General features: G+C 70.4%; 29 protein-coding genes. 18 read left to right on the top strand and 11 right to left on the bottom strand.

The annotated features are described in order from the left end of the window. The first annotated feature begins 43 nt into the window (after positions 1–43). The 4 genes from IU449_RS23520 to IU449_RS23535 all read left to right on the top strand — a co-directional run bounded on the left by IU449_RS23520 (position 44) and on the right by IU449_RS23535 (position 2,715). Positions 44–487, top strand: coding sequence for a helix-turn-helix domain-containing protein (locus IU449_RS23520; protein WP_195004317.1), 444 nt, complete (start codon positions 44–46; stop codon positions 485–487). Then, positions 484–1,182: a heparin-binding hemagglutinin gene (locus tag IU449_RS23525; RefSeq protein ID WP_195004318.1), complete on the top strand. Its 699-nt coding sequence runs from the start codon at positions 484–486 to the stop codon at positions 1,180–1,182. The genes IU449_RS23520 and IU449_RS23525 overlap by 4 nt, the downstream gene beginning before the upstream one ends. 90 nt (positions 1,183–1,272) lie before the next feature. Beyond that, entirely contained in the window at positions 1,273–1,569 is a 297-nt protein-coding gene (locus IU449_RS23530) for a DUF2516 family protein (RefSeq protein ID WP_067861605.1), read from the top strand. 93 nt (positions 1,570–1,662) lie between these two features. Continuing rightward, positions 1,663–2,715 carry an alpha/beta fold hydrolase gene (locus tag IU449_RS23535; protein ID WP_195004319.1) on the top strand — a complete coding sequence of 351 codons (1,053 nt, stop codon included), beginning with the start codon at positions 1,663–1,665 and terminating at the stop codon, positions 2,713–2,715. Positions 2,716–2,739: 24 nt separating this feature from the next. Here the strand turns inward: IU449_RS23535 and purU are convergent, their stop codons facing one another. Then, positions 2,740–3,630, bottom strand: coding sequence for a formyltetrahydrofolate deformylase (gene purU / locus IU449_RS23540; RefSeq protein ID WP_195004320.1), 891 nt, complete (start codon positions 3,628–3,630; stop codon positions 2,740–2,742). A gap of 69 nt (positions 3,631–3,699) precedes the next feature. Beyond that, positions 3,700–4,269 (bottom strand): GNAT family N-acetyltransferase, encoded by a 570-nt coding sequence (locus IU449_RS23545; protein ID WP_195004321.1) that lies wholly within the window; start codon positions 4,267–4,269, stop codon positions 3,700–3,702. Between the two features lie 146 nt (positions 4,270–4,415). Between IU449_RS23545 and deoC the strand changes: the two genes are divergently transcribed. Continuing rightward, positions 4,416–5,084: a deoxyribose-phosphate aldolase gene (gene deoC / locus IU449_RS23550; protein ID WP_195004322.1), complete on the top strand. Its 669-nt coding sequence runs from the start codon at positions 4,416–4,418 to the stop codon at positions 5,082–5,084. An 8-nt stretch (positions 5,085–5,092) separates the two neighbouring features. On the opposite strand, the gene IU449_RS23555 is transcribed toward deoC, so the two are convergent. Then, the gene (locus IU449_RS23555; RefSeq protein ID WP_195004323.1) at positions 5,093–5,812 is read right to left on the bottom strand and encodes a DUF2993 domain-containing protein; all 720 of its coding nucleotides are present in this window, start codon (positions 5,810–5,812) and stop codon (positions 5,093–5,095) included. A gap of 98 nt (positions 5,813–5,910) precedes the next feature. Here IU449_RS23555 and IU449_RS23560 point away from each other — a divergent pair, with 98 nt between their 5' ends. Then, complete coding sequence (locus tag IU449_RS23560) at positions 5,911–6,519, top strand: type IV toxin-antitoxin system AbiEi family antitoxin domain-containing protein (RefSeq protein ID WP_195004324.1); 609 nt, start codon at positions 5,911–5,913, stop codon at positions 6,517–6,519. A 34-nt stretch (positions 6,520–6,553) separates the two neighbouring features. Here IU449_RS23560 and IU449_RS23565 read toward each other — a convergent pair whose 3' ends face one another. The 3 genes from IU449_RS23565 to IU449_RS23575 are packed head-to-tail and all read right to left on the bottom strand — an operon-like array spanning position 6,554 to position 8,382. After that, on the bottom strand, positions 6,554–7,357 hold the full coding sequence (locus IU449_RS23565) for a class I SAM-dependent methyltransferase (protein ID WP_324188399.1): 804 nt from the start codon (positions 7,355–7,357) through the stop codon (positions 6,554–6,556). Next, entirely contained in the window at positions 7,327–7,848 is a 522-nt protein-coding gene (locus IU449_RS23570; protein WP_195004325.1) for a DUF2505 domain-containing protein, read from the bottom strand. The genes IU449_RS23565 and IU449_RS23570 overlap by 31 nt, the downstream gene beginning before the upstream one ends. Before the next feature lie 48 nt (positions 7,849–7,896). After that, a complete protein-coding gene (locus tag IU449_RS23575) occupies positions 7,897–8,382 on the bottom strand; it encodes a DUF2505 domain-containing protein (protein ID WP_195004326.1) in 486 nt (161 codons plus the stop codon). 25 nt (positions 8,383–8,407) lie between these two features. Here IU449_RS23575 and IU449_RS23580 point away from each other — a divergent pair, with 25 nt between their 5' ends. Next, positions 8,408–9,748, top strand: a complete 1,341-nt coding sequence (locus IU449_RS23580; protein ID WP_416382231.1) for a UDP-N-acetylmuramate dehydrogenase — start codon at positions 8,408–8,410, stop codon at positions 9,746–9,748. Positions 9,749–9,856: 108 nt separating this feature from the next. Here the strand turns inward: IU449_RS23580 and IU449_RS23585 are convergent, their stop codons facing one another. Next, on the bottom strand, positions 9,857–10,591 hold the full coding sequence (locus IU449_RS23585) for an SDR family NAD(P)-dependent oxidoreductase (protein ID WP_195004327.1): 735 nt from the start codon (positions 10,589–10,591) through the stop codon (positions 9,857–9,859). A gap of 72 nt (positions 10,592–10,663) precedes the next feature. Here IU449_RS23585 and IU449_RS23590 point away from each other — a divergent pair, with 72 nt between their 5' ends. The 8 genes from IU449_RS23590 to IU449_RS23625 all read left to right on the top strand — a co-directional run bounded on the left by IU449_RS23590 (position 10,664) and on the right by IU449_RS23625 (position 20,016). Next, positions 10,664–11,485, top strand: a complete 822-nt coding sequence (locus IU449_RS23590) for an alpha/beta fold hydrolase (protein ID WP_195004328.1) — start codon at positions 10,664–10,666, stop codon at positions 11,483–11,485. A gap of 388 nt (positions 11,486–11,873) precedes the next feature. After that, the gene (mshA, locus tag IU449_RS23595; RefSeq protein ID WP_195004409.1) at positions 11,874–13,238 is read left to right on the top strand and encodes a D-inositol-3-phosphate glycosyltransferase; all 1,365 of its coding nucleotides are present in this window, start codon (positions 11,874–11,876) and stop codon (positions 13,236–13,238) included. Then, positions 13,235–13,774 (top strand): YbjN domain-containing protein, encoded by a 540-nt coding sequence (locus IU449_RS23600; protein WP_195004329.1) that lies wholly within the window; start codon positions 13,235–13,237, stop codon positions 13,772–13,774. Before mshA ends, IU449_RS23600 begins: the two co-directional genes overlap by 4 nt. A 187-nt stretch (positions 13,775–13,961) precedes the next feature. Next, positions 13,962–14,855 (top strand): ROK family protein, encoded by an 894-nt coding sequence (locus IU449_RS23605; RefSeq protein ID WP_195004330.1) that lies wholly within the window; start codon positions 13,962–13,964, stop codon positions 14,853–14,855. Between the two features lie 48 nt (positions 14,856–14,903). Next, the gene (locus IU449_RS23610; RefSeq protein ID WP_195004331.1) at positions 14,904–15,641 is read left to right on the top strand and encodes a phosphoglyceromutase; all 738 of its coding nucleotides are present in this window, start codon (positions 14,904–14,906) and stop codon (positions 15,639–15,641) included. 256 nt (positions 15,642–15,897) lie between these two features. Further along, the gene (locus IU449_RS23615) at positions 15,898–17,952 is read left to right on the top strand and encodes a CocE/NonD family hydrolase (protein ID WP_195004332.1); all 2,055 of its coding nucleotides are present in this window, start codon (positions 15,898–15,900) and stop codon (positions 17,950–17,952) included. Positions 17,953–18,094: 142 nt separating this feature from the next. Then, positions 18,095–19,330, top strand: coding sequence for a sensor histidine kinase (locus IU449_RS23620; protein WP_195004333.1), 1,236 nt, complete (start codon positions 18,095–18,097; stop codon positions 19,328–19,330). Further along, positions 19,327–20,016, top strand: coding sequence for a response regulator transcription factor (locus IU449_RS23625; RefSeq protein ID WP_195004334.1), 690 nt, complete (start codon positions 19,327–19,329; stop codon positions 20,014–20,016). The genes IU449_RS23620 and IU449_RS23625 overlap by 4 nt, the downstream gene beginning before the upstream one ends. Positions 20,017–20,092: 76 nt before the next feature. Here IU449_RS23625 and IU449_RS23630 read toward each other — a convergent pair whose 3' ends face one another. From IU449_RS23630 to IU449_RS23645, 4 genes are all read right to left on the bottom strand, one after another. Next, positions 20,093–20,428 (bottom strand): hypothetical protein, encoded by a 336-nt coding sequence (locus IU449_RS23630; RefSeq protein ID WP_228805582.1) that lies wholly within the window; start codon positions 20,426–20,428, stop codon positions 20,093–20,095. Positions 20,429–20,523: 95 nt separating this feature from the next. After that, positions 20,524–20,961, bottom strand: a complete 438-nt coding sequence (locus IU449_RS23635; RefSeq protein WP_195004336.1) for a hypothetical protein — start codon at positions 20,959–20,961, stop codon at positions 20,524–20,526. Positions 20,962–20,970: 9 nt separating this feature from the next. Then, positions 20,971–21,453 (bottom strand): hypothetical protein, encoded by a 483-nt coding sequence (locus IU449_RS23640; protein ID WP_195004337.1) that lies wholly within the window; start codon positions 21,451–21,453, stop codon positions 20,971–20,973. Positions 21,454–21,578: 125 nt separating this feature from the next. Further along, complete coding sequence (locus IU449_RS23645) at positions 21,579–22,439, bottom strand: hypothetical protein (protein ID WP_195004338.1); 861 nt, start codon at positions 22,437–22,439, stop codon at positions 21,579–21,581. A gap of 66 nt (positions 22,440–22,505) precedes the next feature. Here IU449_RS23645 and IU449_RS23650 point away from each other — a divergent pair, with 66 nt between their 5' ends. From IU449_RS23650 to IU449_RS23660, 3 genes are all read left to right on the top strand, one after another. Further along, a complete protein-coding gene (locus IU449_RS23650; protein WP_195004339.1) occupies positions 22,506–23,531 on the top strand; it encodes a Ppx/GppA phosphatase family protein in 1,026 nt (341 codons plus the stop codon). Next, a complete protein-coding gene (locus tag IU449_RS29230) occupies positions 23,531–25,324 on the top strand; it encodes a hypothetical protein (RefSeq protein ID WP_228805645.1) in 1,794 nt (597 codons plus the stop codon). The genes IU449_RS23650 and IU449_RS29230 overlap by 1 nt, the downstream gene beginning before the upstream one ends. A 106-nt stretch (positions 25,325–25,430) precedes the next feature. Further along, on the top strand, positions 25,431–26,351 hold the full coding sequence (locus IU449_RS23660) for a sugar phosphate isomerase/epimerase family protein (RefSeq protein WP_228805630.1): 921 nt from the start codon (positions 25,431–25,433) through the stop codon (positions 26,349–26,351). Positions 26,352–26,402: the final 51 nt, after the last annotated feature.

The following is a 26,402-nucleotide window of genomic DNA, read 5'->3' on the forward strand; positions in this document are numbered from 1 at the left end:
TCTCTCCTAGACTCGACCACGTACAACCGCCAGAAGGTGAGTGATGGCAGACCATCCCGAGCGGCGCGTAGCGCACGCGGCGCACGACATCGGAGGTTTCATCAGGGCGCAGCGGGAAGCCGCGCAGGTCTCGTTGCGTCAGCTGGCCGCGCTGGCGGGGGTGAGCAATCCCTATCTCAGTCAGATCGAGCGGGGATTGCGCAATCCGTCCGCGGAGGTGCTCACGCAGATCGCGAAAGCGCTGCGGGTGTCCTCGGAGGTCTTGTACGTACGGGCCGGCTATCTCGAGGAGCGGCCGCACAGTCCGGTTCGGGACGCGCTGCTGGGCGACACCTCCATCACGGAGCGTCAGAAGCAGGTCCTGCTGGACATCTACGAATCGTTCCGCCGTGAGAACGGCGCGGACGAGAAGCAGGGGGAATGGGACATCGACGTTCCGAGCCCGACACCAAGAGACACTCCGCCACGCCAGGAGAGCCGATCATGACCGAGAAGACCGTAACCGTGACCAAGCCGCTGCTCGCTGCCGTCGGCGCCGGGGACGCCGTATACGCGGCTGCCGTGGACGTCGTCACCCAGGTGCGCGAGAGGGCGGGCTCGACCGCCGACGTGACCGGCCGGGTCGGGGAGGCGCGCGAGCGCATCGCCCACGTACCCGCCGATGTCCAGGCCCAGTTCGAAGCGCTGCGCGAGCGGCTGTCGGGCCTGCCGGGCGAGCTGCCCGACGACCTGGCCGAGCTGCGCGAGAAGCTGACCCCCGAGGAGCTGCGCAAGCTGGCCGAGGAGTACTACGCCAAGGCGATGGACCTCTACGCCGAGCTGGCCGCCCGCGGCGAGGAGACTGTCGAGCGCCTGCGCGCCAACGACGTGGTGGAGCAGCGCATCGGCCGGGTGGAGACCCTCTACAAGGACGCCGCCTCGCGCGCCGAGGACGTGGTCGGCAAGGTGAACGGCCTGCTCGGCCGTCCCGCCAGGACCGAGGAGGCCGCGCCGATCGTCGACGCCGAGCCGGTGGCGGCCGTGGTCGAGGCGGAAGTCGTGGACATCACCCCCGACGTCGCGCCTTCTCCTGACACCGCGCCCGCTCCCGAGGCCACCGCGGCCACGCCGAAGACCGCGGCCAAGAAGGCGCCCGCCGCCAAGAAGGCCGCGCCTCGCAAGACCGCGCCGAAGACCGTCTGATACCGCGCTCCCGGCCCCGGATCGACCGCCCGCACGCAGCCCGGCTGCGTGCGGGCGGTTGTCGTATCCGGGACTTCGTATCATGAACAGGTGGACACCGTGAACGGCCTGACCGGCCTGATTCTGCTCGTGCTGTGGCTCGCCGCGCTCGGCGCGACGATCTTCGCGCTGATTCACGCCGTGCGTCAGCGCGCCGACGCCTTCACCGCTGTGGACAAGCAGACCAAGCCGATCTGGCTGGCCATCCTGGGGGTGGCCACGTTGCTGTTGCTGTTGCAGCCCGGCGGCCTCGGTCTGCTGGCCTTCGTCTCGATCATCGCCACCGGCATCTACCTGGCCGATGTGCGGCCGAAGGTGGACGAGGTGCAGCGCGGACCCCGATGGTGACCGACCGCGCGTAGCCCTCGTCGGCACGTCTCACGCTGGCTTCGAACTCCGATCAGTATTACTGTTCCTAGCAGTAACACAAAGGAGTGTCCGATGCGTGCACAGCTGGCCGCCGTCCTGGCGCGGCTCCTGGCGTGGTTCTCAGCGTGGTTCCGAGCGTGGTCCACCGCGCATCGGGCGGAGCTGCGTTCGCGTCGCTACCCGACGGCGGCGTTCGACCCGCCCGGTGCGGCGTGCGATGTCCTACCGGTGACCACCGGCGACGGCGCGCGCCTGCGTGTGCACGCCTACGGCCCGGCCGAAGCGCCGATCGTCGTGCTGATCCACGGCTGGACCTGCGCCATCGAATACTGGAATGCCCAGATCAACGCCTTCGCCGCGGAGTACCGCGTCATCGCCTACGACGTGCGCGGTCACGGCGAGAGCGAACGCGGTGACGCGCCGCTGTCCATGGACCTGCTGGCCGACGACCTGGCCGCGGTACTCGATGCCGCCGTGCCCTCCGGTCGCCGGGCGGTGCTGGTCGCCCACAGCCTCGGCGGCATGACCGTGCAGGCCTGGGCGGCGCGCTATCCCCGCGATGTCGCCCGCCGGGCCGGTGCGGTGTTGCTGACCAACACCGCACCGCACGGTCTGGTCGCCACCACCACGGTGGTGCCGTTCTTCAACCGGCCGATGCCGTTCAAGCGCACCGGCATCTCGCTGCCCGCGACGGTCGGGCGGCTGGGGCTGGGCACGCCCATCGTGTTCCCGCCGATCGCTCCGGTGCGCTGGCTGTTCGCCCGCCAGATCATGTCCCTGGCCAGTCCGCGCGACCACGTCGATTTCGGCATGGCGATCGTTCGCTCGTGCCCGGCGGCGATCCGCGCCGAATTCGGCAGGCTGCTGGCCGCCATGGATGTGGGCGAGGCGGCGAAGCACCTGGTGGTGCCGACCACGATCCTGGCCGGTTCCCGCGACGACCTCACCCCACCGGTGCACGCCGAACTGATCGCCGAGATGCTCGAATCGGTGGGCAGTCTGGAACGCTACGAGGTGCTCCAGACCGGGCATCTCGGCAATGTCGAACAGTACGAGCGCTTCAACGCCGAACTCGCGCGGGTGCTGGACGCCGTGGGCGAGCGCCGGGCCGACGTCGCGGGCTGAGGCGCGGTCAGGAGAACACGACGGTCAGGAGAACACGACCGTGCGGCGGCCGTGGACGAGCACCCGGCCCTCCAGATGCCACCGCAGGCCCCTGGCCAGCACCACCCGTTCGATGTCCCGGCCCTGACGCACCATGTCGCGCACCGTGTCGGCGTGGTCGATGCGGATGACGTCCTGCTCGATGATCGGGCCCGCGTCCAGTTCCGGGGTCACGTAGTGACAGGTGGCGCCGATCAGCTTCACGCCCCGGGCGAAAGCCTGGTGATAGGGCCGGGCGCCGACGAACGAGGGCAGGAAGCTGTGGTGGATGTTGATCGCCTTGCCCGCCCAGTGCTCGCACAGCTCCGGCGGCAGCACCTGCATGAAGCGGGCCAGCACCACCGCGTCGGGATCGTGCGCGTCGACCAGCGACCTGACCTCCGCGAAGGCGGGGCCACGCTCGGCCGGGTCCTTGGGGAAGGGCACATGATGGAACTTCACCCCGTGCGCCTCGGTGATGCCCGCCAGATCGGGGTGGTTGCCGATGACGGCCTCGATGGTGGCGGGCAGTTCGCCGGAGGCCGCCCGGCCGAGCAGATCGTGCAGGCAGTGGCCGTCGCGGCTGACCAGCAGCACCGCGCGCCTGCGGGCCGCGGAATCGAGCACCTGCCAATCGGTCTCCGGGCCGAACGCGGCAGCGACCTCGCCGAAGCGGGCGCGCAGTTCCTCGATCGGGAACGGCACGGTAGCCGCGGTGATGGCCTGGCGAGTGAAGAACCAGCCGGTCTCGGCGTCGGAGTGATAACCGGCTTCGGAGATGGAACCGCCGAACTCGGCGATGAACGAGGTGATCCTGGCGATGATGCCGGGGCGGTCCGGGCATCCCAGGGTCAGCACGTAGCGGCGGGTTTCCAGGTCGGGCTGAGCGGGACTCATGAGCTCATTCTCACAGGCCCCGGCAACCGCGTTACCGGGTGTCGGCGGCCCCTCGTGGGCCCTCGCCGGTCACAGCTCGTAAAACGGCTCGGCATAGTGGAATTCGCCGGAGATCTGCGGTTCGAAAGCAGTCAGCGGCCGGACCTGGAAGTGCGAGACCCAACCGGGTTCGTCGGGGGTGATGCCCAGTCGCGCGGACGGCACGAAACCGAACCGCGGGTAGTACTCCAGGCTGCCCAGCAGGCCGATCAGCGGTTCGTCGAGCGCGTCGGCGGCTCCGATCGCCGCGTGCATCAACGCCGAGCCCACCCCGGCGCGCTGGTGGTCGGCATGCACCCCGAGCGGCCCCAGCGCGAGTGCGGGGAACGGGCCGACCGCGGCCCTGGTGAGGCAGACGTGCCCGACGACCTCGTCGACATGCATCGCGACCAGTGACAGGGTGGCGATCCACGCGGGGTCGCTGCGCAACCGTTCGACGAGCCCCACCTCGACCGGCTCGGGCCCGGGCTGCCCGTTGTGCGTGGGGTCGTTCTGTGTGTTCGTGCCCGCGCCGACCGTGCCGTGCACGGCGGCGAACGCGCTGGCATGCACCCGCGCTATGGCGGGGGCGTCGGCGGGCTGTTCGCGTCGGATCAGCATCGTGTCTCCTCCGGGAGGTGATGGGCCGTGCACACGATCCGCCGACCTGTCTGTTTTCAAGTCTGCTGGACGCACCGCCGACCTGGCAACGTCATTTCCCTGCCTCCGCGACGGCGGCGTGGCCGGTGTGTGCCAGACTGCGCCGCATGCCGGAGAATCCGTCGTGGACCAGGGCCGAGGTGGCCGACCGCATCGATCACACACTGCTCGCACCGGAGGCCACCGACGCCGATGTGGCGGCGCTGGTGGCCGAGGCGAGGGAACTGGGGGTGTACGCGATCTGCGTGTCGCCGTCGATGTTGCCGGTGCGGGCGCCGGGTCTGGCGGTGGCGACCGTCGCGGGGTTCCCCTCCGGCAAGCACCACTCGCTGGTGAAGGGCGCCGAGGCCAGGCTCGCGGTCGATCAGGGGGCCGCCGAGGTGGACATGGTCATCGACGTCGGCGCGGCGGTGGCCGGCGAGTACGGCGCGGTGCTCGCCGACATCCTGACCGTGCGCGAGGCGATCGCCGATCGGGCGGTGCTCAAGGTGATCATCGAGTCCGCGGCGCTGTCGGACGAGGCGATCGTCGAGGTGTGCCGGGCCGCCGAACGCGCGGGCGCCGATTTCGTGAAGACCTCGACAGGGTTCCACCCCGCGGGCGGAGCGAGCGTGCACGCGGTGCGGTTGATGGCCGAGACGGTCGGCGGACGCCTCGGCATCAAGGCCAGCGGCGGCATCCGCACCGCCGAGGCGGCGGCCGAACTGCTCGCGGCGGGGGCGACGCGCCTCGGGCTGTCGAAATCCCGTGCTGTCCTGGCCGGCTTCAGCGGTTGAGCTGAGCCTCAGCAGCGGACGTCGCCCTGACCGGTGCTCGGCAACTCGGTGCGTCCGCCCGCCAGGGTGACGTCGATGCCGTCGTCGGTGACGTCGATGTCGGTGGCCTTCAGACCCATCGGATAGCTCTGCAAGCTCTGGGTGAACACATCCACGATGCCGGCCACCAGATCGGTGGGCAGGCCGATGCCGAGCAGTTCGGCGGACATCGTCTGCACGTCGACCGCGCCGCCGGTGACCTGCGGGCGGACCTCGAGCTGAGCCAGCCCGCCGAGCACGTCCAGGGTGATCGTGTCGCTGGAAGCGGAGGCGTCCACGCCGCTGACCAGGCCGCCGAGAGTCTCGGAGATGCCCTCCTCGCTCCAGGTGACATCGGCCGAGGAACTGCCGACGGTGCCGCTGCCGTCCTCGTTCATCTCCAGATCCTCGAACGTGGCGTGCACGTCCATGCCGACAGCGGGACCGAACTTGTCGCCCTGGCTGTCGATGGTCACCGAGGAGACCTTGCCGTCGATCCAGGTGATCAACAGCGGCTTGGCACCGAAGTCGACATCGATCGTCGAGCCCATCTCCTGCTCGAACTGGTCGGCGATGCAGGACGAGATGCGTTGCCGTGCGTACAGCTCGGCGCCGACCAGGGCCGTGACCAGCAGCGTGGCCACCACGGCCAGGGCGATCACCAGTGTGCGCCTGCTGACCCGCGCGGTGACGGGGGGCTTGGTAGTCATGCCGACGATTCTTCCGCACATTTCTGTGCGCGCTCTGTGATGACAATGAGGGACCTGAATGTGACATCAGGCACAAATTCCCGGCGTAGCCTGTGATCATGGCTGGCGAAGCGGCGGGCCGCGCACCCGAATCCGTCGACCGACCGTGGCGTGTCCTACGGCGACTCGCCGGTAGACATGCCGGGTACTTCACCACCCGTCAGGTGCTGCGCACCGGGTGCGAGGCGCGGGTCCGCGACGCGCTGGCCGCGGGCACCGTCCGCCGGGCCGGGATCGGCATCCTGCGGCTGACCGAATGGCCGGACGGTCCACTCGACGAATTCGCCATGTGGTCGGCCTGGTTCGACGGCGCGGTCGCGGTCTCCCATCACAGCGCCGCCGATCTGCACGGTCTCGGGCGGTTGCGCCCACGCTTCCTGCATCTGTCGGTCGGCGCGGGACGCCCGCCGGTGACCTCGCATCTGGTGGTGCTGCGTCGCACGCTGCCCGGCTCGGATGTGGAATCGGCCGGGCCGTTCATGGTCACCACGCCGGTGCGGACCATCACCGATCTCGCCGAGACCGATATCGCCCAAGCCGCGCTCGACGAGGTGGTGCGCGACGCGGTGACCATCGGCCGGTGCCGGCCCGCCGAGATCGCCACCGTGGTGGCCGGGCTGCCGCAGCGCAGTGCCGTGCGCGTGCATCGCGCGCTCGACGCCGTGTGAGAGACCCGCGGCGCCGGATTTCGCGGCCGCCGGCTCAGGGATTGGGGGCAACCGCGGACCATGGTACGCAGAGCACGTTGTCGCGCATCCGCCTGCGATACTCGCGTACCGGGAAACCCTGCTCGCGCATCAACTGCGCGGCCGCCCGCCAGCGCACCCGCGGACCGAACGGCGCCATCGCCGCCGCGTGCGCCCACGCCCGGTCGGCCGCGCTCAGCAGGGCGTGCACCTTTTCGCCGGGCACATTGCGGTGGATGAGCACTTTCGGCAGGCGTTCGGCCAGATCCGACGGTGTTTCGACAGTGAACGGATCCCAGGCCAGTGTCAGCGAGACCGGTCCGGTGCGATCGAGCAGGACCCACGCGCACCGCCGACCCAGTTCGTCGCAGGTGCCGTCGACGAGCAATCCGTCCGGGGCGAGGTTGCCGGTGATCGTCGCCCACGCGCCCGCCACCTCGGCCTCCTGGTACTGGCGTAGCACATTGAACGCGCGCACCAGTACCGGGCGCAGGCCGGCCAGTTCGAAACCGCCGCGCGCGAACACCACGCCGTCACGGCCGGGGACCACGCGGGCCGGGTCGATCTCGAGGCCGACCACCCGCGTGTCCGGACGCGCGGCGCGCAATCGGGTCGCCAGTTCCAGCGTGGTCCACGGGCTCGCGCCGTAGCCCAGATCCACCACCAGCGGATCGGGGGCCGCGCGCAGCCGGGTGCGCACCAGTTCGTCGTGCACCAGCCACCGGTCGCTGCGGCGCAGCCGATTCACCCCGGTGGTGCCGCGGGTGATGGTGCCGATCGGGCGGGTGTTCAGCTGCTGGGCTTGCGCTCTTCCAGCCACTTCACGGTTTCCTCCGCCTCACCGCGGAACAGGTCGACCAGGTTGACCAGCATCAGCTGCTCCAGGCGTGGGCCCACCATCGGGATGAACACCTTCGCCTCGGAGGAGAACCGCATGGTGCAGCCGGTGTCGGTGGGGAACAGCGTGATGTCGCCGCGCAGGGTTCCCGGGCCGCCGGGGATGGACGCGGAGAACCGGCCCTCGGTCTCCTCGTGATCGAACCGGCTCCAGCTCTCCTTGCGGGTGATGACCATGTCCTTGCGGATCACCGTCTGCGCGATCTCCGGCAGCATCTCGCGCGGCAGGATGTGGTGCAGCACGATGTCGATCCCGGAATCGGTGACCTCGAGGCTGTGCACGTCGTTACCCGGCGTGAGCTCGCGCATCCTCTCCATCCGCGCCTCCCAGTAGTCGCGGGAGGACAGCGCCTCCCACAACTGCGCGGGGGTGTGCAACGGATAGCGAGCCGAGTAGTCCAGACGACGTGCCATGCTGCCTACGTTAGAAGGCCGCGACCCGATCGGCGGTCGCGGGGCCGGTCAGCGACCCGAAAGCCACGTGTTGGTGAACTCCTCTTCCGAGCGGAGCAACTCGACCAGACGCTCCCTGATCGCGGCTTCGATCTTGCTGCCGAACAGCGGGACCTTCACCTCGATGGAGCCGTCGACCACGGTGGTAGCGGCCGTGTCGTCACCGCTGAGCACGATGGTGCCCGACATCTTCGCGGGCGCGCCCTCGACCGTGGCATCGAAGGTCGCCGACATGCCGTTCCAGGTCTCGATGCGGGGGATGACCAGGTCGCCGGGGCGTACGGCGGTGATGGCGGGCGGCAGGAATTCTGCGGCGATGACCTCCACCACGTGGATCTGGACGGTGTCGCCCTGGGCGGTGACCGACTCCAGGCGCGCGTGCGGGCCGCCGACCTCGGCGATGCGGTCCGTCCAGTACTGCTCGTCGGAGAATGCCGCGCGGACGGCCGAAACGGGATGAGAGTAGGCGGCCGTGTACGCCAAGGGTGTTGCCATGGGTCGACACGCTACCGTCTGGGGCGTGCGAATCTCACCTGTGGTGTCGGGCGATGCGGTCCGCGACCTGCTGGCCGGAACGGGCGCGGTGGTGCGCGAGGGGGTCCGGCTGGCGGAGCTGACCACCCTGCGCGTCGGCGGTCCGGCGGTGCTCGCCGAATGCGCGAGCACCGAGGCGCTGGTGGCCACGGTGCGGACGCTGGACGCCGCCGGGATGCCGGTGCTGCTGATCGCGGGCGGATCCAATCTGCTGATCTGCGACGAGGGCTTCGACGGCGTGGTCGTGCGGATCGCGACCACCGGCGTTCGGATCGCCGGGGGAGCGTCGGCCGATGCCGATGCCGATGCCGATGCCGATGCCGATGCCGATGCCGATGCTGACGCTGATGCCGGTGGCGGTACGGATGCCACGGGTCTTGCCGGTGCCGCCGGCGTTGCCGCCCCGGCGAGTGCGGTCGGGGTCGGCTCGACCGATGCCGCGAGCGTTGCCGAAACGGCGGCCGGCGTCCGCGGAAATGCCTCAGGTGAGGTCGTAGGTGCCGAGGCAGACGCGGTGAGCGTGGTCGCCGAGGCGGGTGCGAGCTGGGACGGTGTGGTCGCCGCGACCGTCGCCGCCGGTTACGGCGGCCTCGAATGCCTCTCCGGCATCCCCGGTTCCGCGGGCGCGACCCCGGTGCAGAACGTGGGTGCCTACGGCGTGGAAGTGGCCGACCTGCTCCACCGGGTCCAGCTGCTCGACCGCCGCACCGGGGAGATCCGCTGGGCCGACCCCGCCGAACTCGGTTTCGGCTACCGCACCAGCGTGCTCAAGCACAGCGACGCCGCCCTGGTGCTCGCCGTCGAATTCGCCCTTCGCGCGGACGGACTCAGCGCGCCCCTGCGCTATCGCGAACTCGCTGCCGCGCTGGGCGCTGCCGAAGGCGAGCGCCGCCCGGCCGCCGATGTGCGCGCCGCCGTGCTGCGGTTGCGGGCGGGCAAGGGCATGGTGCTCGACGCGGCCGATCACGACACCTGGAGCGCGGGGTCGTTCTTCACCAATCCGGTGGTGCCGCAGGTCCGGGTCGAGCAGGTACGCGCGGCGATCACCGCGCGGTCGGGCGAGGTGGCGATCCCTACCTATCCCGCCCAGGACGGGGTGAAATTCTCGGCCGGCTGGCTGATCGAGCGCGCGGGCTTCGGCAAAGGCTTTCCCGGTCCGGAGGCGCCCGCCCGGCTGTCCACGAAGCACACTCTGGCACTGACCAACCGGGGAACGGCCCGTGCGGCCGACATCGCGGAACTGGCCCGCACGGTCCGCGACGGTGTCGCCGAGCGCTTCGGGATCATGTTGGAACCGGAACCGGTCACGGTGGGCCTGCGGCTCTAGCTCCGGCGGTCGCGGCGCCCGGCCCACGGCCGCTGTCGGTGTGGATCGACAGTGCTGCCGAAGGCCGTCGCGACCCGCCCGTGTCGATCGCCGAACGGGTGAGCAGACTCAGCCGCGGCGGGCGAAGCGGCTGGGCGCCGCCTGGTCGCGCGGGGCGACGACGATCTGATCGAGGTTGACGTGCGGCGGCCGCGACGCCACGAACCCGACGATCTCGGCGATGTCTTGGGCTACCAGCGGGTCGATGCCCTCGTAGACCTTGTCGGCGCGTTCCTGATCGCCGTCGAAGCGCACCAGGGAGAACTCGGTCTCCACCGCCCCGGGCGCGATCTCGGTGAGCCGGACCGGCTTGCCGAGCAGCTCCCCGCGCAGGGTGCGGTGCAACACGGCCTGGGCGTGCTTGGCCGAGGTGTAGCCGGAGCCGTTGTCGTAGGCGTGGAAGGCGGCGACGGAGGTAATGGTGACGATCAGGCCGTCGCCGGAGTCGATCAGCTTGGGCAGCAGCGCCTTGGTGACGCGCAGGGTGCCGAGCACGTTCGTCTCCCACATCCAGCGCCAGTCGTCGAGGTCGGCCTCGGTGACCGGCGCCAGGCCCTTCGCGCCGCCCGCGTTGTTGACCAGCACGTCGACGCGGGGGATCGCGTCGGTGAAGGCGCGCACCGAATCCTCGGAGGTGACGTCGAGTTCGAGTGCGGTGCCACCGATCTCGTCGGCGAGCGTGCGCAGCCGGTCGATCCGTCGGGCGCCGACGTAGACGTGGTAGCCCTGGCTCGCGAGGTGGCGCGCGGTGGCCTCCCCGATGCCCGAACTTGCTCCCGTGACGACCGCGGTGCGAGTGCTCATGGGCCTCGATCCTAGGCCGGTGACGCGGGCCACCCGGCGCGCGGTGGGTGAGCGGCACCTAGCATGCGGGGTATGGCTACACGGGACGCGGTCAGCGCGGATGGCACCAGGATCGTCTATCGGGTCAGCGGACCGGAAGGGGCCACGCCGCTGGTGCTCGTGCACGGCTGGTCGGCCAATCTGACCTGCTGGGGCGAGGCCGCCGAGCAGTTGGCGCGGCGGTTCCGGGTGATCGCGCTCGACCTGCGCGGCCACGGCTACTCCGACGCGCCCGCCGCCGGCTACGACGACCCGGCCAACTGGGCCGCCGACCTCGCCGCCGTGCTGGCCGCCGAGAACGTGACCGAGGACGCGATCCTGCTGGGCTGGTCCTACGGCGGCATCGTGATCAGCGACTACCTCACCGCGCACGGTACCGGCGCGGTCGGCGGCGTGATCTACGTCGGTTCGATGGCCAATATCGGCCGGGTGCCCGGCGCCGAGGTCGGCACAGCGCTCACGCAGGCCATGGCCGGGGTGTTCGAGGAGAGCCCTGGCAAGGCGATACGCGGTTTCATGGCCTTCGGCAACGCCAACACCGGCGACCGCAGCGACAAGGGCGTCGACGCCCAGCGTCTGTTCGGCATGAGCCTGGCCACCCCGCCCGCCGTGCGCAAGGCGCTGTTCTACCGGACCGCCGACAACACCGGGACTCTGCGCGAGCTCGACGTGCCCGTGCTGGTGCTGCACGGCACCGCCGATCCGGTGGTGCCCATCGCGAACGGCCGGTTCATCGCCGAGACCGCGCCCAAGGCTCGCGGCTCGTACTGGGAAGGTGCCCAGCACGGGCTGTTCATCGAGGACCCGGAGCGTTTCGTCGCCGAGGTCGGGCAGTTCGCCGACGAACTGGGGTAACAGGCGGCGCGCCTCGGCGCGTGGCTCGCCCACAGGGCAACACCGGCACCTGCGACCTGCACAGGTGTCCCTGGCCGGCGGAATCCAGTGCGGGAGGTCGATTTCTCGGTCACCGCCTGGGCGTGCCCCGGCCGGTGCGCCGACGAACCCGCGCGGGCTCACCCCGAAGTTGACCGACACCGACTCATCGGCCGCGCTCGAGCCGAGGGCCGGGATTCGCCCACGGCGGCTTGGACGTCTCGATATCGCGCCGGGCGCGGCCGGAACCGGGCAGTTCAGAGCGGGAATCGGCCGATTCCGGGTAAGGGCCGTAAGCGCTCGGCAACGGCTTGTGACAGGGGTCACTTGCGTGAGACCGGACGTTCGGGCCGCGGCGGACGCGTGCACACTGGGGTGTGTGAGTCATCGTGGGGACCGTCGGCCGAACCGCATCGCCGTACTATCTGTGCACACCTCCCCGCTCGCCCAGCCGGGTACCGGAGACGCGGGCGGGATGAATGTGTATGTGCTGCGTACGGCGGTCGAATTGGCGCAGCGGGGCACCGAGGTGGAGATCTTCACCCGGGCCACGTCCTCGCATGTCCCGCCGGTGCAGGAGGCCGCGCCCGGCGTGCTGGTGCGCAATGTGGTGGCCGGTCCGTTCGAGGGGCTGGACAAGCACGACCTGCCCACCCAGCTGTGCCCGTTCACCGCGGAGGTGTTGCGCCAGGAGGCCCGGCAACTTCCTGGCTACTACGATCTCGTGCACTCGCACTACTGGCTGTCCGGCCAGGTCGGCTGGCTGACCAGGGACCGCTGGCGGGTCCCGCTGGTGCACACCGCACACACTCTGGCCGCGGTGAAGAACGCCGCGCTCGCCGAGGGCGACGCCCCCGAACCGCTGGCCCGCGAGATCGGCGAGAAGCAGATCATCGCCGAGGCCGACCGGATGGTGGCCAACACCGACGAGGAAGCGCGTCAGCTCGTCGAGTTGTACGGCGCCGAGGACCAGCGGATCCACGTGGTGCCGCCCGGCGCCGACCTGAGCCTCTACCAACCCGGCGACCGTGCCGCCGCGCGCGCCGAGTTCGGCCTGTCTCCGCGCGAGCGAATCGTCGCCTTCGTCGGCCGCATCCAGCCGCTGAAAGCGCCCGACGTGCTGGTGCGCGCCGCCGCCGAACTGTTGCGCCGCGACGCCGAGCGCGTGGAGCCGGGACGCTCCCTGCGCGTGCTCGTCGTCGGCGGCCCGTCCGGCTCGGGGCTGCAACGCCCGGACGCGCTGATCGAACTGGCCGCCGAACTCGGCATCGGCGACCGGGTCACCTTCCTGCCGCCGCAGCCGCCGGAGAAGCTCGTGTCGGTCTACCGCGCAGCCGATCTGGTCGCGGTGCCCAGTTACAACGAATCCTTCGGCCTGGTCGCGCTCGAAGCGCAGGCCAGCGGCACCCCGGTGCTCGCCGCCGACGTAGGCGGGCTCGGCACCGCCGTGGTCGACGGGGTGACCGGCCTGCTGGTACGCGGGCATCGTATTCCGGACTGGGCCGACGCCCTGGCCTCGCTGCTCGACGATCCGGAACGGCTGCGCGTGATGGGCGTGCGCGCGGTCGAGCACGCCACCGGCTTCTCCTGGGCGCACACCGCGCAGGGACTGCTGGACAGCTACTCCGCGGCACTGCACGATTTCCACAGCGCGCGTCCCGGTCTCGGCCGGAGCGCGTCGTCCCCGACCAGAACGCGGGCGTCGCGACGGCGCCGGGTGGGAGTGTCCCGATGAGCGTGACCGGTGAGATCGCCCGGATCGCGGCGATCATCGACGAGACACTGCGCGAGCGCGAGATCGAATACACCCGTCCGTCCGACGACGTCTTCGTCGTGGTGCTGCCCGGTGAGCGCAAGCTGAAGACCACCGTGATGCTCAATGTCGGCACGCACGGGGTACGCGTGGAAGCCTTCGTCTGCCGAAAGCCGGACGAGAACTTCGAGGGCGTCTACAAGTTCCTGTTGCGTCGTAACCGCAGGCTCTACGCGGTGGCCTACACGCTGGACCGGGTCGGCGACATCTACCTGGTCGGCAGGCTGGCCGCGCACGCGATCACCCCCGACGAGCTGGACCGCGTCTTCGGTCAGGTGCTCGAGGCGGTCGACGCCGACTTCAACACGCTGCTGGAACTCGGCTTCGCGGAATCGATTCGCCGGGAATGGAAATGGCGGGTCTCGCGCGGCGAGTCGCTGGCGAATCTGCGGGCGTTCGAACACCTGGTGAACACCGGCGAAGACGGCTCCGCCCCCGCCCCCGGTGGCGATGCCTGACCGCCTTCGGCGGTGATGTCCGACCGCCTTCGGCGGCGATATCCGACAGCCCGCGGTACCGGTACCTGACGCCGGTCGCGCGGCGGCAACCACGTAGCGTTACCGCCCGAGACAAGCATGCGCGCACGCCGGCGCCGCTCCGCGCGGCGATCCGGTATGCGCGCCTGGCAATCGGGGGTTCCGGCTGATGACTGTTCTGGCACTCGACATAGGCGCCACCAAGATCGCCGTCGGACTGGTGGGGGCCGACGGAGTAACCCACGAGGTGGGGCGAATCACCGTGCCTCCCAGCGGAGTCTGGGAGGCCGTGCGCGGGCTGCTGCTCGCCGCGGCCAACGGCCACACCGTCTCGATCGTCGGGATCGGCGCCTGCGGGCCGGTGGACGCGACCGTGGGGGTGGTCGAGCCGCTCAACATTCCCGAATGGCGCGACGGCTTCGCGCTGGTGGACGCGGTGCGCGAGATCTTCCCCGGCGCGACGGTGCGGATGGCGATCGACGGCGTCTGTCTGGCATTGGCGGAGCGGCATTTCGGGGCGGCCCGCCAGACACCGGACGCGCTGGCCATGACGGTCTCCTCGGGCATCGGCGGCGGGATCATCGTCGGCGGCATGGTCGCGGTCGGGCACACCGGCAATGCCGGGCACATCGGGCACATGATCGTGCCCGGCTCCACCGATCCGTGCGCGTGCGGCGGCGTCGGCTGCGTGGAGGCGGTGGCCAGCGGTCCCTCCGCGGTGCGCTGGGCGCGCGAGCGCGGCTGGGAGGGCGCCACCGGAATGGAACTCGCGGCCGCCGCCGTGGCCGGTGACCGGATCGCCAAGGCGGCGCTGCGCCGCGCGGGAATCGCCCTGGGACAGGTCATCTCGTCGGCCGCGGCGCTGCTCGACGTGGATCTGGTGGTGGTCGGCGGCGGGTTCGCCCAGGCAGGCGAACCGTTGTGGCGGCCCTTGCAGGAGGCGCTCGGCGCGCACGCGCGCATCCCCTTCCTCGGCGATCTGCGGGTGGTGCCCAGCGAGCTCGGGGAGCACGCGACGCTGGTCGGGGCCGGTCTGCTGACCGCGCTCGGCGCGTCGGCCTGAGCAGACCGGCGCCACGATCGGGCTCGGCGCGTCGTTAGACTACGGGCCATGACGTACACCCTCGTGCTGCTGCGCCACGGCGAGAGCGAATGGAACGCCCTGAACCTGTTCACCGGCTGGGTGGACGTGCACCTCACCGACAAGGGCATCGCCGAGGGCAAGCGCGCCGGTGAACTGCTCGCCGAGCACGGCATCGCGCCCGACATCGTCTTCACCTCGTTGCTGCGCCGCGCCATCTCCACCGCGAACATCGCCCTGGACGCGGCCGACCGGCACTGGATCCCGGTGGTTCGCGACTGGCGGCTCAACGAGCGCCACTACGGCGAGCTGCAGGGCAAGAACAAGGCCCAGATCCGGGACAAGTACGGCGAGGAACAGTTCATGCTGTGGCGTCGCAGCTACGACACCCCGCCGCCGGCCATCGAGGCCGACAACGAATACAGCCAGGCGGGCGACCCGCGTTACGCCGGTATCGAGATCCCCGAGACCGAGTGCCTGCTCGACGTGGTGAACCGGATGGTGCCGTACTGGGAGTCCACCATCTCCAAGGAACTGCTGGCGGGCAAGACGGTACTGGTGGCCGCGCACGGCAATTCGCTGCGCGCGCTGGTCAAGCACCTGGACCAGATCTCCGACGAGGAGATCGCCGGGCTGAACATTCCGACGGGCATCCCGCTGCGCTACGAGCTCGACGAGAATCTGCGCCCGGTGCGCCCACGGGAATACCTGGACCCGGAGGCCGCCGCCGCGGGTGCGGCGGCGGTCGCGGGTCAGGGCGGCAGGTAGACCCGCTCGGCGCGCTCGCGTCGAAGAACAAGTGATTCGCTCCGAAAGGCCCGGCCGGAAACGGCCGGGCCTTTTTCGGCGCCGGGGCCCGGGTCGCATTGTCGCGCCGCGCCTTTACCGGTCCGTGTGAACCGCGGAGCGTGATTGTTCACAAGGCCCGACTTGTCCACACTGTCGGATATCCACGGTTCTTACTCCACGGTAAGTGTGGGAGAATTTCGCCGTCCCATTTCAGCGGAGAGGTGGACCACAGGCGATGAGAAAAGCGTTTCGGATCACAGTGGCCGGGGTAGCGGCCGCGCTGATCCTGCCGTTCCTCGGTGCGGGCGGTGCGACGGCCGGGCCGTTGCCGGCAGGTCCCGACGGCGGCGCCGCCGGGCAGGCATGGGCCGCCACCCACGACGGCCCACAGACCTACCCGAACATCCACATCACCTGGGATGTACCGATCACCATGAGTGACGGCACGGTCCTCAAAGCGAATCTCTACCGCCCCGCGGACTTTCTCGGCCTGCCCGCGCCGATCGCCACGCCGACGGTGGTCAACATGACCCCCTACACCAAGCTGGTCTCCAATCTCGCCGACCACGCGAGCGAGGTGCCCGGCCTGTCGGAGACGATGATCGGCCTTGCCCGCGAGATCGACATGACCGGCACACCGCTGGCGGGCCTCACCGATCTCACCAGAGCGCTCGGCGGCGGAGCGCTGCGCAACTTCTCGGTGGATCGCAGTCTCGTGCGCAGCGGCTACACGCAGCTGGTGGTCGATGTGCGTGGCACCGGGTTCTCCCAGGGCGAGTGGGACATGCTGCGCGACCGCGAGCAACGCGACACCGTCGAGGTGATCGACTGGGCCTCCCGCCAGCCGTGGTCCAACGGGCGGGTCGGCATGTCCGGCATCTCCTACTCCGCGATCAATCAGGTGCAGGCCGCGGAGAAGGCGCCGCCCGCGCTGCAGGCCATCTTCCCGATCGTGCCCGGCAGCGACCTGATCAACGACGTGCTCGCCCCCGGCGGCGGATTCGGCATGAACTTCATCCCGCTGTGGCTGACCGCGATCAATTCGCTCAAATGGATTCCGGATGTGCAGTCGCTGGTCACCGGCAATTTCGATCAGCAGTGGCTGACCGACCGGATGGACTCGCCGTTGACCTACATGGACGTGTTCCTCAACGCCTACAGCCAGACCCGCGTCGAGGATCTGGACCCGCGGGTGCGCAGCCTGCTCTCGGCCGACAGCCCCGAACGCACCGCCTGGCTGGGCGATCCGAGCCGGATCACCATCCCGACGTTCGTGGTCGGCGGCTGGCACGATCTGTTCACCTACTCGCAGTCCCAGATCTACAACCAGATCGCGGCCGAGCCCGGCCGGAAGCAATTGCTGATGGGCAACACCTACCACCTGAACTCCGGCGCCGAGTCGGGCAAGCCCGGCCTGCCGCCGCGGCTGGACGTGCTGCAGCGCGCCTGGTTCGACCGCTGGCTCAAGGACATCGACAACGGCATCGATCGCTACGGTCCGGTGACGCTGCGTGAGCAGGGCGGCGGCTGGATCACACGCGCGGGCTTCGGTGACTCCGCGCCCGCCGAGGAGGTCGCCGAGCATCGGCGGATGTATCTGTCGGGCACGCCGAGCGGCACCGCGCACAGCGTCTACGACGGCTCGCTGCTGGCGAGCGGGGACGGCAGCACCCAGCGGCTCACCGTCGCGCCGGGCCTCACCGGCTTGTGCTCCAACGACGCCGGGCAGGCCACCGCGGGCGTGCTCGCCGCCATCGACGCCTGCGGCGCGGACGCGCGCATCCACGAGACCAACGGGCTGACCTTCACCAGTGCTCCGGTGGCCGAGGAGACGGAGATATCCGGACCGGTGGCGATCCGGTTGAACACCGTGCACGACGCGGTCGACGGCTACTGGTCGGTGACGATCAACGATGTCGCCCCGGACGGTCGCTCCACGGTGCTGTCCTCGGGGCAGTTGGCCGCCTCGCTGAGCGAGATCGACGAGTCGCGCAGCAGCCGCTCGGCCAACGGCGACTACACCGACCCGCGGCCGGTGGCCTCGCTGGAGAGCCGCAAGCTGCTGACGCCGGGCGAGGCGGTCACGCTCGACATCGCGCTGCCCGCCACCCATGCGGTGCTGAAGCCGGGACACCGGTTGCGGGTGGACGTGTTCGCGGGCAATTTCCCCAAGGGCCTGCCGATCCTCACGATGCTGGCCGACACCGGGCTCAAACCCCAGCATCTGCAGCTGGATCCGACCCGGCCGAGCTTCGTCAACATCCCGGTGCGAGGCAACCCCGGTTGGTGATCGGAGTTCGCCGGGCGTGTCGTGACACGCCTGGCGAACAATGCGTTAACACCCGGCCAACGCGGCTGAAATCGGCTGTGACCTGCGTGGAACTTCGCGAACCCGGCGTTGTTCCCGCGGTCGGCGACCGTACGATTCAAGTGTGAGTGTCGCGCAGTCGGTTGTTCTGGCAGTCCTCGCGGCTGTCACTGGACTGGCCGTCGGCGGGCTGCTCGTGCCGTATGTCAACGCCAGGCTGGCGGCTCGCAGACAGGTCGACACCGGGCTGACCATGTCGCAGGTGCTCGACCTGATCGTGCTCGCCTCCGAGAGCGGCATCGCCGTCGTCGACCGCTACCGCGACGTGGTGCTGGTGAACCCGCGCGCGGAGGAACTCGGCCTGGTCCGCAACCGGTTGCTCGACGAGCGCGCCTGGGCGGCGGTGGAGAAGGTGCTCGCCACCAGCGAGCCCGCGGAGTTCGATCTCACCGCCAAGAACCCGCTGCCCGGCCGCAGCCGCATCGCCGTGCGCGGCGTCGCCAGGCAACTGTCCCAGGAGGAGACCGGCTTCATCGTCCTGTTCGCCGACGACGACTCCGAACAGGCCAGGATGGAAGCCACCCGGCGCGACTTCGTCGCCAATGTCAGCCATGAGCTCAAGACCCCGGTCGGGGCGATGAGCCTGCTGGCCGAGGCGATGCTGGAGTCGGCCGACGACCCCGAGGCGGTCCGGCACTTCGGCAAACGAGTGCTCGGCGAATCCCGCAGGCTCGGCAAGATGGTCACCGAGCTCATCGCGCTGTCGCGTCTGCAGGGCGCGGAGAAGCTGCCCGAACTCGAGGTCGTCGATGTCGACTCCGTCGTCATGCAGGCCGTGGACCGGTCACGCACCGCCGCCGAGGCCGCGGGTATCACCGTCAGCACCGACCGGCCCAGCGGGCTGGAAGTGCTCGGCGACGAGACGCTGTTGGTCACCGCGCTGTCCAATCTGGTCGAGAACGCGATCGCCTACTCGCCCAGCGGCTCGCACGTCTCGGTGAGCCGGGCGCTGCGCGGGCAGTACGTGGCCATGTCGGTCACCGACCGCGGCATCGGCATCGCCAAAGAAGACCAGGAAAGGGTGTTCGAACGGTTCTTCCGCTCCGACAAGGCGCGCTCTCGCTCGACCGGCGGCACGGGCCTCGGCCTGGCCATCGTCAAGCATGTGGCGGCCAATCACAACGGCGAGATCGCCCTGTGGAGCAAGCTGGGGACCGGTTCCACGTTCACCCTGCGGATACCCGCTCATCTCGAAGCCGGCCTCGACGAGGAAACCGACGGCGCCGAGGCGAGCACGAAGGAAAACGCGCCGCGTCCTCGAGGACCGGGCAGACCGAATGGTGTGGAGGCACGCAGATGACGAGAGTTCTGATCGTCGAGGATGAGGAGTCGCTGGCCGATCCGCTCGCGTTCCTGCTGCGCAAGGAGGGATTCGAGGTCACCGTGGCCGGTGACGGCCCCTCCGCGCTGGCCGAATTCGACCGCTCCGGTGCCGACATCGTGCTGCTCGACCTGATGCTGCCCGGCATGAGCGGCACCGACGTGTGCAAGCAGCTGCGCACCCGCAGCGGCGTGCCGGTCATCATGGTGACCGCGCGGGACAGCGAGATCGACAAGGTCGTCGGCCTGGAACTGGGCGCCGACGACTACGTCACCAAGCCGTACTCCGCGCGCGAGCTCATCGCCCGCATCCGCGCGGTGCTGCGCCGCGGCGCGGGCGATGAGCTCGAGGGCAACGGCGAGAGCGGCGTGCTGGAGGCGGGCCCGGTGCGCATGGATGTCGATCGGCACACCGTGCTGGTCAACGGCAGCCCCGTCACCCTGCCGCTCAAGGAGTTCGACCTCCTGGAGTACCTGCTGCGCAACTCCGGGCGGGTGCTCACCCGCGGCCAGCTGATCGACCGGGTCTGGGGCGCGGACTACGTGGGCGACACCAAGACCCTCGATGTGCACGTCAAGCGCCTGCGCTCGAAGATCGAGGCCGATCCGGCCAAGCCGGAGCACCTGGTCACGGTGCGCGGTCTGGGCTACAAGCTCGAAGCGTGAGCGGGTCAGCGGGTGTGATCCACGAAGGCCCCCGGTCCGCCGACCGGGGCTCCGTGTTGTCTGCCGTTCGCGTGGTTCAGGGCAGGTAGATCCAGGTGGGGCCGATGCCGGGAAGGTCGGTGAGGCGCAGCGTGATCCAGCCCAGGTCGTCTTCCTGCATGCAATCGTAGAGCGGCACGGTGGTGCCGTTGCCACGGCAGGCGATGGTGCGGCTGACGCCGTAGGGGCTCATGACGACGTTCTTGCCGTCCGCCTCGGCGGTGAGCGCCGCGGGGTCGGTCGCGGCCACGAAGGTGGCGGTGACGTCGGAGAACTGGGTGGGGTCGGCGGCGGGCTCGGCGTGTGCGAGGCCGGTGGTGCCGGCCAGCGCGGCGCCGATCAGCAGCGACGCGACGGTCAGGGCTTTCTTCATGCGGCAATCCAATCGCACGGTGGTGTCCGGGGGATTGCCGGGAGGTGTCCTGGTGCCTGCGCGGGTCACGGCATCGACCCGCGCAGGCCGCCGGTTCAGCTGCCGCCGCTGCTGCCGGACAGCAGGCCGCGCAGCAGTGCGCTGCCGGTGCCGGATCCGCCGCTGCCGCTGCCGCTGCCGCTGTCCGGGGACGCGGCCTCCTCGACCTCCACGACGATCGATTGGGTGCTGCCGCCCTGTTCGGCCGTCAGGATGTGCCTGCCCGGGGTGCTGGGCTGCCAGTCGATGGTCGCGCTGCCGGGCGGCCACGGCACCTTGGGCGCTCCGATGAACTCGCCGTTGTCGCTGAAGTAGACCAGCAGACCGCCGGAGGCGCCGCCGACCTCGGCCGTGAGGGTGTAGGTGCCGCCGACGACGTGGGTGCTGCCCTCGACCGCGAGCGACTGCACGGAGGCGTGCGCCGAGGGCGCCACCAGGACGGTCGCGGCCGCGGCGGCGAACAGCGCCGCGGCGGTGCGTGCGGTGTGTGTCATGTCCGCCTCCTAGCTGCTGCCCGCGAGGCCGCCGAGCAGGTCGCCGAGCCCGCCGGAGCCGGCGCTGCTGCCGGAGCCGGGATCGGTGCCGGGGTCGGTGCCGGGGTCGGGGTCGGGGTCGGGGGCGTTCGGATCGATGACGTTCACGACAACGGTCTTCGTGCTGCCGCCCTGGGAGGCGGTGATCAGGTGCTGGCCCGGGGTGGTCGGGGTCCACTCGATGGAGGATTCGCCGACCGGCCACGGCACCTTCGGCCCGCTGATGTCCTGCCCGTTGTCGGTCCAGTACACGAGCAGCCCGATGCTCGCGCCGCTCAGCTTCGCCTTCAGGGTGTAGCTCTGGCCGAGCTGGTGCGTCGCCCCCGACACGGTGACCGAGTCGACGGTGGCGTTGGCTTGGGGCGCGGCGAACACGACGATCGCCGTCGCGGCCGTGAGCCCGGCGACGGTCGAGCCGATCCGGCCGAGCCCGCGCTGTCTGGTGATGCTCATGATGTTCGTCTCCTGTGCTGCCCACGCAGGGGGTGGGCAAGCGCACAGTAAATGAGCGCCACTGTGAAATGTTGGCGTTTCGCAAAATCTCCCCGAAAGGCCTACGGCGGGGTGAAACTCTGGTATCAGCCGTGCTCGGCGGAGCGAGCGGCGTGCACGGTGGCCGGATGCACGGCGATCAGGCCGAGCCCTTCCCGCCTGCGGCAGTGTCTGGCCAGTTCCTCGTAGGCGGGCGCGCCGAGCAGTTCGGTGAGTTCCGGCGCGTAGGACTGCCAGACCGGCCGGGCGCCGATATGCGCGTCCGGGGATCCGGAGCAGTACCAGTCCAGATCCGCGCCGCCGGGCCCCCAGCCGCGGCGGTCGTACTCGGTGACGACAGTGCGCAGAATCTGCACGCCGTCGGGCCGGTCCACGTACTCCTGGGTGCGCCGGATCGGCAACTGCCAGCAGACATCCGGCTTCACCGTGTGCGGCGGCAGATCGCGGCGCAGTGCCATCGTGTGCAGCGCGCAGCCGACCCCGCCGTCGAATCCGGGGCGGTTGAGGAACACGCACGCGCCCTCGTAGCGGCGGGTGCGCAGGGCGGGTTCGTCGTCGAGTTCGTCGACTTCGAGGTAGCCCTTCCTGGTGATCTTGCCCTTGTCGTTACGGGCCTGATCCATCAGTTGCCAGTCCTGCGGTGTGAGCATTTTCACAGCGTCGCGCAGACGTTGCTGGTCCTCCTCGTCGGAGAGGAAGGCGCCGTGCGAGCAACAGCCGTCGTCGGGGCGGTCCGCCAGGATGCCCTGGCAGGCGGGTGTGCCGAAGACACAGGTCCAGCGCGACAGCAGCCAGGTCAGGTCGGCGACGATCAGATGCTCGTCGTCGGCGGGGTCGAGGAATTCGATCCATTCGCGCGGGAAATCCAGATCCACCTCGGGGGCCGGGGTGATCTTGTCCGCTGGTCGGGGCCGGGTCGGGCTGTCGGCCGATGCGCCTACCGTCACAGTCTGTGACGCTAACAGTTCCCCTCGCCCGCACGTAACTGCTGGTCGACCCAGTACCGTATTCGTGTGCGCCTAGGGGTACTCGACGTCGGAAGCAACACCGTCCACCTGCTCGTCGTGGACGCGCATCGCGGTGGCCACCCCATGCCGATGAGTTCGACGAAAGCCACGCTGCGGCTGTCGGAGAACATGGACGACGACGGTTGCCTGACCGATGCCGGCGCCGAGCGGCTGATCTCGACCGTGGCCGAATTCGCCAGCATCGCCGAGACTTCGCAGTGCGAAGAGCTCATGCCGTTCGCGACCTCGGCGCTGCGCGACGCGACCAACTCCGAGGAAGTGCTCGAACGGGTGCGTGTCGAGACCGGCGTGCGACTGCAGATCCTCAGCGGCGAGGACGAGGCGCGGCTGACCTTCCTCGCCGTCCGGCGCTGGTACGGCTGGAGCGCCGGGCGCATTCTCAACATCGACATCGGCGGCGGTTCGCTCGAGCTGACCAGCGGCGGCGACGAGGATCCCGATGTGGCGCTGTCGCTGCAACTCGGCGCGGGCAGGCTGACCAGGCAGTGGCTGCGCGAGGACCCGCCGGGCAAGCGCCGGATCGCGGTCCTGCGTGACTGGCTCGACGCCGAACTGGTGATGCCGAGCAAGCAGGTGATGGGCACGGGCCTGCCCGACCTGGCGGTGGGCACCTCGAAAACCTTCCGATCGCTGGCGAGGCTGACCGGCGCGGCTCCGTCGGGCGCCGGCCCCAGGGTGCGACGTACACTGACCAGTTCAGGCCTGCGTCAGTTGATCGCGTTCATCTCGCGGATGACCGCGTCGGACCGGGCGGAATTGGAAGGCGTGAGTGCGGATCGGTCGCAACAGTTGGTAGCTGGGGCGCTGGTCGCGGAGGCGAGTATGCGGGCGTTGTCGCTGGACAGCATCGAAATCTGTCCCTGGGCGATGCGCGAAGGGCTGATCCTGCGCAAACTGGATACCGATACCAACGGTGGCCCGGTGGTTGCGGTGCCCGGCGCGATGATCAACACGGTGCCACTGTCCGAGGGTGACAGCGCGAAATCGGGTCCGATCGAAACGGTGTCGTAATGAGCGAGGATTCCAAGCAGTTGTCGGTGGCCGAACTGCTGGCGCGCAACGGCCGGCAGGGGTCGTCCTCCGGCGGCGGCAGGCGAAGGCGCGGTGGTCGCGGTATCTCGGTGGCCGAACTGACCGGTGACCTACCGGTGATCCGCGACGGCGGTGCGCATTCGGCTCCGGACGGGGAGGCGGCGCAGGAAGAGGCCGAGTCGCCCGGCGATTCGCCGATGTCGGGTCCGATCACCCGCTACGACCCGCTGTCCCCGTCCGCCCCGGCGCCCGCCGCCAGGCACGGCGCCCCGGGATCGGACGACGACCCCGCCCCGGGACCGTCCACCGGTCGCGGGGGACGCAGGCGCAAGCTCGACCCCGACGACAACGCCACGGTCATCGTCGGGCGCCCGACCGCCGACGTCGGCCCGGCTTCCTTCGCGCCCTCGCCGCAGGCCTTCGCGCCCCCGACGCCACCGATCTCCGAGCCCGCGCGGCCCGAATTCCCGCCACCGGCACGGGCGTTCGAGCCACCGGCCCCGCCCGCGGCTGCCGCGCCCGCGCCGCCGCCGGCCGCTCCGCCACCGAGCGCCGACCATCCCGGCCCCGAGAGCGCCCGGCTCAGCCGTGCCGATCGCCGGCGCGCCGCCGAGGTCACCGAGATCTACCCCGTCCCCATCGCTCCCGCCGAGGAGCCGGGTCCGCCCGCCACCGGGTGGGCGCCGCCACCGCCGGACTTCGGCCCCGTGCCCCGGCCGCTGTCGCCGATGCCGCCCCGCCCCGGTCCGGACGAGCGCGCCCCCGAGCCGCCCGGGCGGGCGCGCGGCGGCCTGCCCGCGTGGTCGGCCCGCAGGCGTAACCCGGCCGCCGCACCCGGAAAACCCGCCGGACCGCCCGGACCGCCGGTGCCGCACGCGACGGCGGCGCCGGAATCCGGCGGCATTCCCACCCAGGCGTGGAACCTGGCCAGCCAGGACCAGCAACTGCTCTCCGGTCAGACCGTCGCGGGTGATCTGCTGCGCGACGGCGCGGAGCGGGCCGACGCGGCCCGCCGGGCCGGTCGCGAGCAGCAGCGACCCGCTGCGTTCGGTCCGCCGGCTCCCGGATTCGGTCCGCCCTCGTTCGGGAAGGACCGCCGCGACCGCGACGACGTCGACGACGTATCCGACGAGGACTACTCTGCCGAAGCTTTCGAGCGGGACTCCTTCGACGAGGACTACGACCGCGAGTACGACGAAGGGGAATTCGGCGACGACGGGGAGTTCGACACCGGCGAGCATCGTCGCGGCCCCTACGGCTACGACGAGGACTACACCGGCGAGGACTTCGAGCCGATCGACTACGACGACGAGCCGCGGGCGAAGGGCAAACGGTCGATCTCGGGCCTGGCCTCCCGGGTCAAGTCCGCCACACCCGCCCGACTCACCGGCGTCAAGGGGCTGGCCGGGGCCGCCGCCATGGTCGGCGCCAAGCGGGCGGGCGGCGACCGGCCGAAGGGAAACCGGCGTGGGACACCGGCCGCGGCGCAACGCGACGCCGATGCCGAGGCCAATCGCAGGCAGTGGATCATCCTCGGCGCGCAGAGCACCGGCGCCGCGATCGCCGGCATGCTGATGTTCAAGGGCTTCGAGCGGATGTGGGAGATGCTGCCCTGGGTCGCGCTGACCTTGGCGATGATCGTCATCCTCGGTCTGGTGGCGCTGGTGCGCATCCTGCGCCACACCGACGACATCCTGAGCACCGTCATCGCGGTCGTGGTCGGCATCTTCGTCACGCTCGGGCCGTTGGCGTTCCTGCTCAGTACGAACTGATTCATACGAATCGGTCATCGGAACCGATTTCGGGAAAGCGGTGGTTGTGGGGCACGTGGGGCACACCGACCAGGCGGGGCAGGGCGACTCCGGGGCCGCCGCACCGCTGAGCGATTCACCGGCGGCGGGGACGAACCTGCCCGCGCGCCGCGCGATTCGGGTCGGCCTGTCCACCGCGTCGGTCTACCCGGAGAACACCGAGGCGGCGTTCCGCTACGCCGCCGACCTGGGCTACGACGGCGTCGAGCTGATGGTGTGGGCCGAGACGGCCAGCCAGTCCGTCACGACCGTGCGGGGCTACGCGCGCCGCTACGGCGTGCCGGTACTGGCGGTACACGCGCCGTGCCTGTTGATCTCGCAGCGGGTGTGGGGTGCGGATCCGGTCACCAAACTGGAGCGCAGCGTGCATACCGCGGAGGCGCTCGGCGCCGATACCGTCGTGGTGCATCCGCCGTTCCGCTGGCAGCGCCGCTATGCCGAGGGTTTCGCCGCGCAGGTAGCCGCTCTCGAGGAGTCGAGCGAGGTGGTCGTCGCGGTGGAGAACATGTTCCCGATGCGCGCCGACACGCTGTTCGGCCGCGGCGAGAGAGCCGCCCAGCGGCTGGCACGCCGAGGTGGACCCGGGTGGGGACTGACCGCGTTCAGCCCGTCCTACGACCCGACCGACACCGGTTTCGAGCACTACACGCTGGATCTGTCGCACACCGCCACCGCGGGTGCCGATGCGCTGGCGCTGGCCGCGCGGATGGGGCCGAATCTGGCGCACCTGCACCTGGCCGACGGCAGGGGCGCGGCCCATGACGAACATCTGGTCCCCGGCGAGGGCTCCCAGCCCTGCACGCAGGTGTGCGCGCAGCTGGTGGCGGCCGGCTTCTCCGGGCACGCGGTGGCCGAGATCAACACCCAGAACGCGCGGGGGGCCGCGGCTCGCGCGGCGATGCTGGGTCGCACGCTCGCCTTCGCCCGTGAGCATCTCAACCAGTTGCCCGCGTCGAGCCCGTCCTCGGCCCGTGCCGGGTCCAACTGAGCGGTCGGCTGTTTCGGACACCCCCTGGGGGATGTCTCGTATTCTGGTCGG

It is taken from the genome of Nocardia higoensis (assembly GCF_015477835.1).
Classification (GTDB): domain Bacteria; phylum Actinomycetota; class Actinomycetes; order Mycobacteriales; family Mycobacteriaceae; genus Nocardia; species Nocardia higoensis_A.